Raw genomic sequence first — 7,980 nt, 5'->3', positions numbered from 1 at the left:
CAGCAGCTAAAAAAGTAACCAAAAAAACAGCAGCTAAAAAAGTAACCAAAAAAACAGCAGCTAAAAAAGTAACCAAAAAAACAGCAGCTAAAAAAGTAACCAAAAAAACAGCAGCTAAAAAAGTAACAACACCAAAGCGAACTAAAGTAATTTGTATTTCTCATAAAGAAGATTGTGATGGAATTAGTTCTGCAGCTCTTATTCGTCAAGCGTTTGGCGGCGATGCAATTCTTGTAGATTACCCTGGACAGATGGAGGCATTAAATCAAGTTGTTTTAGATGAAAAATTAAAATCGTTATTCATATGTGATTTGGGCTTGAGTAAAAAAACTCAAGATGAATTTATTGATATTATGACAAGATTGAGAAAAAATAAAGTTTCAGTTACTTACATTGACCATCATGATATTGATCCTGCAGTTGTAAAAGCCTTGGAAAAAATTAAGGTTAAAGTTATTCATGATATCAATGAATGTACGACTGTTCAAGTATACAATTCCTACAAATCAAAATTAAATGATCATGCTTCTTTTGTTGCAACATGTGCTGCTATTACAGATTACATGGAAGATAGACCCATCGGTTCAAAATTACTTCAAATTTATGATAGGCAATTTGCTTTGATTAGTGCAACAGTAATGACATACAATATTGTTGGACATCAAAGAGAACCTGATTATTTGCAATATTTGGTTGAAGAATTAGCAGAATCTAAATTCCCTCATGATATTCCAAACACATATGAATTTGCACAAATTCAAGTTGAGAAATTATCTCAAATGATTGCTAAAGTAAAGGTGGGAATGAAAACAATGCCTAATCTTGGCTATATGGAAATTCTAGATGCTGGTGCTAGCGGTGCAGTTAATTTTGTAATGGGATTATCTGGAAAAGATGTTGGTGTTGCATACAAAGAACGTGTTGACCATGGAATTTATGCTGTTTCAGTTAGAGGTTCAAAGAACTGCAAGGTTCACTTGGGTAAAATTGTAAATCTTTTAGCAACTAGTCTTGGTGGATCTGGTGGTGGGCATGATAAAGCATGTGGTGCAGTTGTTCCAAAACCAAAAATTAAACAATTCATCACTGAATTAAATAAAAAAATAAAGTAATCGACTTTTTGTAATTTTTTAAAATAGTTTACAAGATCATCTGTTTACAAATTAAGATAAAATCTATCAAAAACCATTCATTTGTTTTCTACGATGGCAGATCTTATTAGATTAATTCCTATGATTGCGATATTGTAAATGCAAAAAAGTCTCCTTTGTTTCTACTAGCAAATTTTGCAATCTTTGCCATGAATCCATATTTTTTATCTCTCATTTTCACTGCGTCTTTGATTTCTTGCCCTGATAATATTTTTGCAGTACCTGAAATCCATTCTCCTGTAACTTTGCCCCTTATTGTACATGGTGCAAATTTTACTTGTAAATTATTCCTAAGACGTTTGACTTTACCTGTTTGCTCTCTGGTGACGACATAAACTAAATCATCTTTAATTACAAACCAAACTGCTGTTTTTACTGGTTGATTGTTTTTTCGATAAGTTTCAAGTGAAATGTATTTTTGAGATTTTATATCCTTTATACTGAACATGTTTGTTTTGTTGTATTCTTGAATTAATATCTAGGTTGTATCGCGAGTTTTGATTTTGATGCTATGATGATGGATATTATTGATATCAGTAAAACAAGTGATGCAATGACTCCAAATTCAGGAACTACTACTCCATCTTTGATTTCAACTTGAATTGATTCTTTATGTTCTGAGATTACTCCTTGATTTGCAGTAATTGTATACATCCCATCCTCTTTCCACATTTGACCTCCTGTCTTGATCTCTATTTCAAAATCTCCGTAAATTCCAGGGGTTACTTGGGCTATGGTTATCAAGTTTCCTGTAGGAGACTTTACAATTAATGTGATATCGGAGTCTCTAAAACTTGTGTTTCCAGTAATTGTGATTACATCTGAACCATTTATTGCATCCGCAGTCATAGAAATCCCACTCAATGTCCTTGGAGTTTTTTCTTCAATTATTTTTTCTTGTGTTGATTCAGGAATTATGTTTCTTGGAATTGATTGGGCTATGACTGTAAATTGAGTTGATGCTGTCATTTCTAAATCTTCATGATTTGCTGTAATTAGATATGTACCTGCTTTGAAACTTGGTATTGGAGGGTTTAGCAATTTTTTAAATTCTCCATTATCCCCAATTGCTAACTGTGGGGCAAAAACCAGTGCTCCATCTGGACCAATAATTCGTAGTTTCACTGGTTTGAATTCAGATACATCTGTTATTTTACCTGAAATCCATATTGAGTCTAAGGCATTAATTTCTTCAGATGATACTTGTAATTCTAAAGTTGATTCAGCAAATATTGGAGTAGATGCCATCGAAATTATGATTAACATGAACACTGAAATCTTTAGCATTTCTATCCCTCAATCATAACTGTATATGAACTGTTTCAATAAATTAACAGTAATCTTCTTAATCTTGAATTTTCTTATCTGTCTTCTTTCTCTCTTGGGATTTTCCTAATCTGTCTGTAATTTTCTTCAGTAAAGAAAAGCAATGCACAAAGTAAGCAGCATTTTTGCCTAATTTTGCATCATAAATAATTTGTAAATGATGTGGATTTTAGATGATCGCATAATCCATGACACGTTTGTACTATGAATCATTTTTTTAAAATCTGTTTGGGATAATTTTCAAATTGGTTATTCTGAAAACTCTACGATTGCATCTATTTCAGTCATTGAATCTAGTGGTAGACAAGATACCCCTACTGCCACTCTGGAATGTTTCCCTTTTTCTCCAAATATTTCAAAGAGTAAATCTGATGCTGGATTGATGACTTTGGGATGCTGTGTAAAATCTGGCATTGAATTTACAAATCCTGAAAGTTTTATGATTTTTGTAATCTTATCCAAACTTCCTAATTCTCTTTTTATCTGTGCAAGAATGTTAATTGCACACATTCTTGCAGATTTTTGGGCAGTCTCTATATTGTCATCTGAAACCTTTCCTGTAAAAATCACCTTTCCGTCTTCCATTGGAATTTGACCTGAGATAAATAACAAATTACCTGTTCTTACCACAGGTACATATGATCCAGCAGGTGTAGGTGGATTTGGAAGTTTGATTCCTATTGATTCAAGTTTTTCTTCAATCACAATTATGATGCTTGATTTTAGGCTGATTTTAGTATTTAGAAATGGAATTAATTGATATTTTCTTTTAAGATTCAAACTAATTAGAAGATATTGTATATGTGGAAAATTTGATATTAATTGTCACTGGAGACATTCTATGATGAGGATCTAATGGGTGTCTCTAGTGACACTAGGTAATTTATTTTAGATTTTAAGATGCCCTGCTTTTGGAATTTTACTTGTAAATTCTCTTTGTAACAATATTCGCTCCTCTGTTTTTCTACCTTCAAGTAATTTCTGATTCATCTCATCCATAAACTCGTTAATTTGCTTAAAGCATTTCATCAACTCTTTTTTTAATCTGTCATCTTCACTATTTTCCTTTGTCCATAGAATTGATGATGCCAATTCAAACATACCTAACATGCTAATTAGCAACGACTCATAATCTTTTTTTGTATATTTGCTAAATTTACGTGAAGTGAGATCTTTTGATATGTCTAAAAATATTTTTTTATTCTCTAAATTCTTTATTGCTGACTTTATTTTAGATTCATATGTAAACATAATGTTGTTTACAAAACCAATATTTTCTTCTGGGGAGTAGTGATAATATTTTACATAATATGCATCGTCTTTGTACCCATGTTTCTTAATATGTCCTAACAATTCCATTTTTTTTAGAATTTCTTTTAGTTTAGATCTGTTGAACCTTTTTTTATTATTCAAGCAAGTTTTCCATAAATCTCCAAAATAATTTTTTTCATCATTCATACATTCTAAAATATAATCAATTGAAATCATTTGCATGATCTATCTTTTAATTGGAATTATTTATTGGTGGTGACCATGAAATTTTGTGTCTCATGCGAGCCCATTGGTGACTTTGGGGGTGTGAAAACTGAGTATTTTGTACATGTTTCTTACCTACTAATGTAATGAATATCTGATTTCTAATTACAAATTGTACATGCTATTTCATGATGAAGAATTAGATGAGGAAGAATTAAACAAATGCTTTGCAAAATTTGATTCTAAGACTATTGAACTAATTCAGCAAGAATACAAAGATGACTGATAGTGAAAAATTAGCAAACACTGTATCTATATTCATTGAGAAAAATCTCAGAGGAAATACTCCTTTCCAAAGTACCTCTGATTTTATTTCGTATATTGCCTATAAGGAATCTCAAAAAAAATTCAATACTGCAAAATCCTCAGAATAATTTTTTCTAATTTTTACTTATTTTAATGAGGACTTTTTCACCTCTGTTTGAATTGTTTTGATACACAGTCCGTGTTTTGTATCCTTGCTTTTGAAGACATCCGTCTAAAATTGATACCCATGGCAACGAATGACCACTGTTTAATTTTGATTCTACTGTGATATTTTTGGTGTTTGCCTCAAAATTAACATGGCCTGAACATGTAATTTGCATTACTGCATCAATGATTTCAATTACATCATCCAATGTTTTTGATTTTAAAGAAATTCCATTCTTCTCCAAAAGTTTTAGCATATCTGCTTCTGGTTTTTTAGACACCATTGAAGAATTTAGTAAATAGAGTAATCCTGCTTCGTTAACAATCTTAATAATTTTGTAAATCTCCTGTGCTTCCGTTTTTGTCATGTCTGCCAAAGCTTTGGTCTTTACTGCATTTTTCCAAATGTTTGAAAATATTTTTTCTTGATTTATTCCTAAAATGTCTGTAGATGAAAAAATAGCACCTTTTCCATTGTCATTATTTATCATTAACAATTCGGTTTCATCAAAAAGGAAACAGTTCTGTGTAATGTCTGATGCTCTAATTTCCACTCCGTCTGGAATCACTCTAAATGATTCTGAACAAATTTGAGATGGTGATACTAGTATTTTGACATCTAGATTTCTACGTAATACTGATAATAATTGCTCTTTACATTCGGCCAATAATCCAAAACCCCACTGATCTGTCATGATTTTGATTGATGATTTTGAACCTTCAATCATGATTTGTAGTTGTGATAATACGTTGTTTGCACTTAGATGGAAATATCTTTTTTCTTCTGAGCCTCGTGATTTTCTACTTTCTTCACTTGCTTTTTTTAAATTAGAAATTAACGCATTCATTGCATTTACCTTATTGATTTGCTCATGAATTATTCCATCAAAAGCATCTTCTGGAGCAATTGCTGTACACATGATTGGTTTACTTTTTGAAATAATGACCAGTTTTTTATTTTCTAATTTTAATAATGTTGGATAAATTTTTGTTCTTGGAATCTCTGAATAATAAGCAAGATCACCTGCTGAAATGGTGCCTTTTGCAATTAATGAGACATACGCCTGTGCTTCATACTTGCTTAACCCAAATTCTTCCAAACTCACTGTTAAAACATGCTCATTTACCATGATTATCCTTGATTTGTTATTAGGTAAAATTGAGAGCTAAATTCCTTTACACAAATACTCAAAAAAAATCAAAATTGTATCTACTGGCATGTGTAACTGTGGTTACTAAATTATTTGATACATCGTCCTCAAATACAAAATCTAAAAGTACAGTTTGGTATGTTGGTAAAATGCAGTATCGATTCAATAGACATTGAAAATATCTCTCATTCTGTAACTCTTGTTCCTAGATTGGAATATTCTGTCAATCTACTGGATGACATCATTGACGTTCTCTTTGATAAACAAATCCAATTAAAAAAATCCAACCAAGATCTGATTAATGATTCTGATGATTTAGATAAATTTCAAATTAATGCATTAAAATTAGAACACCTTGTAGTGTTTTCTTTAGAAATTTTACTTTATATCAAAAAGAATATGGGTAAAATTTCTAACATCAGCAGCATACCTGAAGTTCTTCCTTTCACAATCCCTATGATTAGAACTGTCAGTGCACAATTATTTGATATTATTCCTAATTGCAGTCAAAAATTATCTGAGATATCCGTTCACTTGGGAAGTATAGTGATAGATTCAGCTGCCCTAACTACAGCCAGATTTGATTTTAGTCACTCTAATTATGAATCCGCCTCTAAACTTAATGAAGTAAAATTGATGGCGGACTCTAAATTAAGTAAGCAGTATCCTAATCTTGATTTTTTAAAATTATGCAATACTTGACATGCTAAACCAAAAACGAGATTTTTCAAAAGATATTGAACGTATTAGGTCTATTTCTTTAAAAATTGACAAAAAAATATCTGAAGTAAAATCCCCTGGGGATTCAAAAATTGATAAACTCACTTTGGAAGAATTACAAGATTTAGATAAAATTGTTGGAATTGCTGATTTTATGATGTGTAAATATGAGGATAAAAAAGAAATACGTTCAATTCTCAGGTATTTCACCTCGATAATTACTGAAACTGCCAGTTCTCTTGAAGATTTAGATGATGAAGTATCTGAATTGATAATTTCAGCTGAAGATTCTATTAACAAAGTCAAAGACATGCATACTCACATTTCAGATGAATCTGATTTTAAAAAAAAATATCTTGACGGGCCTGACTATAATGAACACGAAACAAGTCCAATTAATTTAACCAATTTTGTGACAGAGATTAACACCGTAGAATACCAACAAAATTCTCTAGAGGAAACTGCGTAGGTATTAGAATGAGTTTAGCCCCACAAGAATTAGAAAACACAGCAAGCAAATATGCTTCTGAAGCCATCAAATTTGATTCCCAAGGTGCACGTGGAATGGCAATTACTCAATATCAGCAAGCCATAGATGTGCTAGTGAAATTATTACAACTTTACCCTAACAGTAAGCTGAATCAAATTTACAAAGATCGATGTAACTCTTACCATAACAGAATTGGTGCGTTACAACAAGCTCACGGTGTTGAACCTGCTGTTGACCCAAAGGCATCTGCAGATGATCAAAAGAAATCTGTTCAGAGGCAAGAAAACGAAAATGATTTTGAAGAATTAATCATGAAAGAAAAACCTGATGTTACTTGGGATCAAGTAATTGGTTTAGACGATGCTAAAAGTGCATTACGTGAATCTATTGTATATCCTACTAAAAGACCTGATTTATTCCCTCTTGGATGGCCAAAAGGCATGTTGCTTTACGGTCCACCAGGTACAGGTAAAACAATGCTTGCAGCAGCTACTGCAAATGAGATGGATGGTTATTTCATTAATGTAGATGCATCATCTATGATGAGTAAATGGCTTGGAGAAGCAGAAAAGAATGTTTCAAAATTATTTACTATGGCAAGACAGTATGCTGAAAAAGAAGGCAAGCCTGTTATTTTGTTCGTAGATGAGGTAGACTCTTTGTTGGGATCTAGAAGTAGCGAAGTTGGTGGAGAGGTTAGAACTAAAAATCAATTTTTAACAGAAATGGATGGAGTTAATGGAAAAGGAAAACAATTGATGTTATATGTAATTGGTGCAACAAACAAACCCTGGAGTCTTGATTGGCCTTTCCTTAGGAGATTCCAAAAGAGAATTTATGTGTCCTTGCCTACTCAAGAAGCAAGACAGAATCTATTTGAACAATACACTGCTCCTTTGAGTAAAAACTATAGAGTAAACAATACTGAGTTGGCAAAATTATTTGATGGATACAGTGCAAGTGATATCAAAGATGTATGCCAGGCTGCCCAGATAAAGACAGTACATGAAATTTTCAATGCCCCTGATTATCATGAACCAGTTGAAGGTGAGACTCCAATACAACCAAGAGAACTCACAACAGCTGATTTCAAAAATATTATGGAGAGAAGAAAACCTAGTGTATCCCTTGAAATGATTCGTGCTTATCACAAATGGAGCGAAGAGTTCCAAGCACTCTGATTGTTTGTTCTTAT

At 32.1% G+C, this 7,980-nt stretch carries 10 protein-coding genes; 5 read left to right on the top strand and 5 right to left on the bottom strand.

The genetic code is table 11. The features are described 5' to 3' along the window. Positions 1–1,112 (top strand): DHHA1 domain-containing protein (locus ACW9XH_RS04680; RefSeq protein WP_457759485.1); only part of this gene is annotated, 1,112 nt, incomplete at its 5' end. A 118-nt stretch (positions 1,113–1,230) separates the two neighbouring features. Here the strand turns inward: ACW9XH_RS04680 and ACW9XH_RS04675 are convergent. From ACW9XH_RS04675 to ACW9XH_RS04660, 4 genes are all read right to left on the bottom strand, one after another. Beyond that, on the bottom strand, positions 1,231–1,599 hold the full coding sequence (locus ACW9XH_RS04675) for a PPOX class F420-dependent oxidoreductase (RefSeq protein WP_457759484.1): 369 nt from the start codon (positions 1,597–1,599) through the stop codon (positions 1,231–1,233). Between the two features lie 23 nt (positions 1,600–1,622). Beyond that, positions 1,623–2,438, bottom strand: coding sequence for a PEFG-CTERM sorting domain-containing protein (locus ACW9XH_RS04670; protein WP_457759483.1), 816 nt, complete (start codon positions 2,436–2,438; stop codon positions 1,623–1,625). A 288-nt stretch (positions 2,439–2,726) separates the two neighbouring features. Further along, positions 2,727–3,182 carry a RidA family protein gene (locus ACW9XH_RS04665; protein ID WP_457759490.1) on the bottom strand — a complete coding sequence of 152 codons (456 nt, stop codon included), beginning with the start codon at positions 3,180–3,182 and terminating at the stop codon, positions 2,727–2,729. 183 nt (positions 3,183–3,365) lie between these two features. Beyond that, positions 3,366–3,971 (bottom strand): hypothetical protein, encoded by a 606-nt coding sequence (locus ACW9XH_RS04660; protein WP_457759482.1) that lies wholly within the window; start codon positions 3,969–3,971, stop codon positions 3,366–3,368. A gap of 260 nt (positions 3,972–4,231) precedes the next feature. Between ACW9XH_RS04660 and ACW9XH_RS04655 the strand changes: the two genes are divergently transcribed. After that, the gene (locus ACW9XH_RS04655; protein ID WP_457759481.1) at positions 4,232–4,387 is read left to right on the top strand and encodes a hypothetical protein; all 156 of its coding nucleotides are present in this window, start codon (positions 4,232–4,234) and stop codon (positions 4,385–4,387) included. Positions 4,388–4,393: 6 nt separating this feature from the next. Here the strand turns inward: ACW9XH_RS04655 and ACW9XH_RS04650 are convergent, their stop codons facing one another. Continuing rightward, on the bottom strand, positions 4,394–5,554 hold the full coding sequence (locus ACW9XH_RS04650; RefSeq protein WP_457759480.1) for a TrmB family transcriptional regulator: 1,161 nt from the start codon (positions 5,552–5,554) through the stop codon (positions 4,394–4,396). Between the two features lie 159 nt (positions 5,555–5,713). Between ACW9XH_RS04650 and ACW9XH_RS04645 the strand changes: the two genes are divergently transcribed. From ACW9XH_RS04645 to ACW9XH_RS04635, 3 genes are read left to right on the top strand one after another with little or no spacing between them, the layout of a single operon-like run. Then, entirely contained in the window at positions 5,714–6,277 is a 564-nt protein-coding gene (locus ACW9XH_RS04645) for a hypothetical protein (RefSeq protein WP_457759479.1), read from the top strand. 1 nt (position 6,278) lies between these two features. Beyond that, positions 6,279–6,764 (top strand): hypothetical protein, encoded by a 486-nt coding sequence (locus tag ACW9XH_RS04640; protein ID WP_457759478.1) that lies wholly within the window; start codon positions 6,279–6,281, stop codon positions 6,762–6,764. A gap of 8 nt (positions 6,765–6,772) precedes the next feature. Then, positions 6,773–7,966: an AAA family ATPase gene (locus ACW9XH_RS04635; RefSeq protein ID WP_457759477.1), complete on the top strand. Its 1,194-nt coding sequence runs from the start codon at positions 6,773–6,775 to the stop codon at positions 7,964–7,966. Positions 7,967–7,980: the final 14 nt, after the last annotated feature.

It is taken from the genome of Candidatus Nitrosopumilus sp. bin_32a, assembly GCF_054095935.1.
Note: the sequence above shows the minus strand (reverse complement) of the source record. Positions and strands in the feature narration are given on the sequence as shown.

Coding starts and splice junctions, on each gene's coding strand:
- ACW9XH_RS04640 (WP_457759478.1), top strand. CDS start 6,279: ATGCTAAACCAAAAACGAGATTTTTCAAAAGATATTGAACGTATTAGG.
- ACW9XH_RS04660 (WP_457759482.1), bottom strand. CDS start 3,971: ATGCAAATGATTTCAATTGATTATATTTTAGAATGTATGAATGATGAA.
- ACW9XH_RS04670 (WP_457759483.1), bottom strand. CDS start 2,438: ATGCTAAAGATTTCAGTGTTCATGTTAATCATAATTTCGATGGCATCT.
- ACW9XH_RS04635 (WP_457759477.1), top strand. CDS start 6,773: ATGAGTTTAGCCCCACAAGAATTAGAAAACACAGCAAGCAAATATGCT.
- ACW9XH_RS04655 (WP_457759481.1), top strand. CDS start 4,232: ATGACTGATAGTGAAAAATTAGCAAACACTGTATCTATATTCATTGAG.
- ACW9XH_RS04650 (WP_457759480.1), bottom strand. CDS start 5,554: ATGGTAAATGAGCATGTTTTAACAGTGAGTTTGGAAGAATTTGGGTTA.
- ACW9XH_RS04645 (WP_457759479.1), top strand. CDS start 5,714: ATGTTGGTAAAATGCAGTATCGATTCAATAGACATTGAAAATATCTCT.
- ACW9XH_RS04675 (WP_457759484.1), bottom strand. CDS start 1,599: ATGTTCAGTATAAAGGATATAAAATCTCAAAAATACATTTCACTTGAA.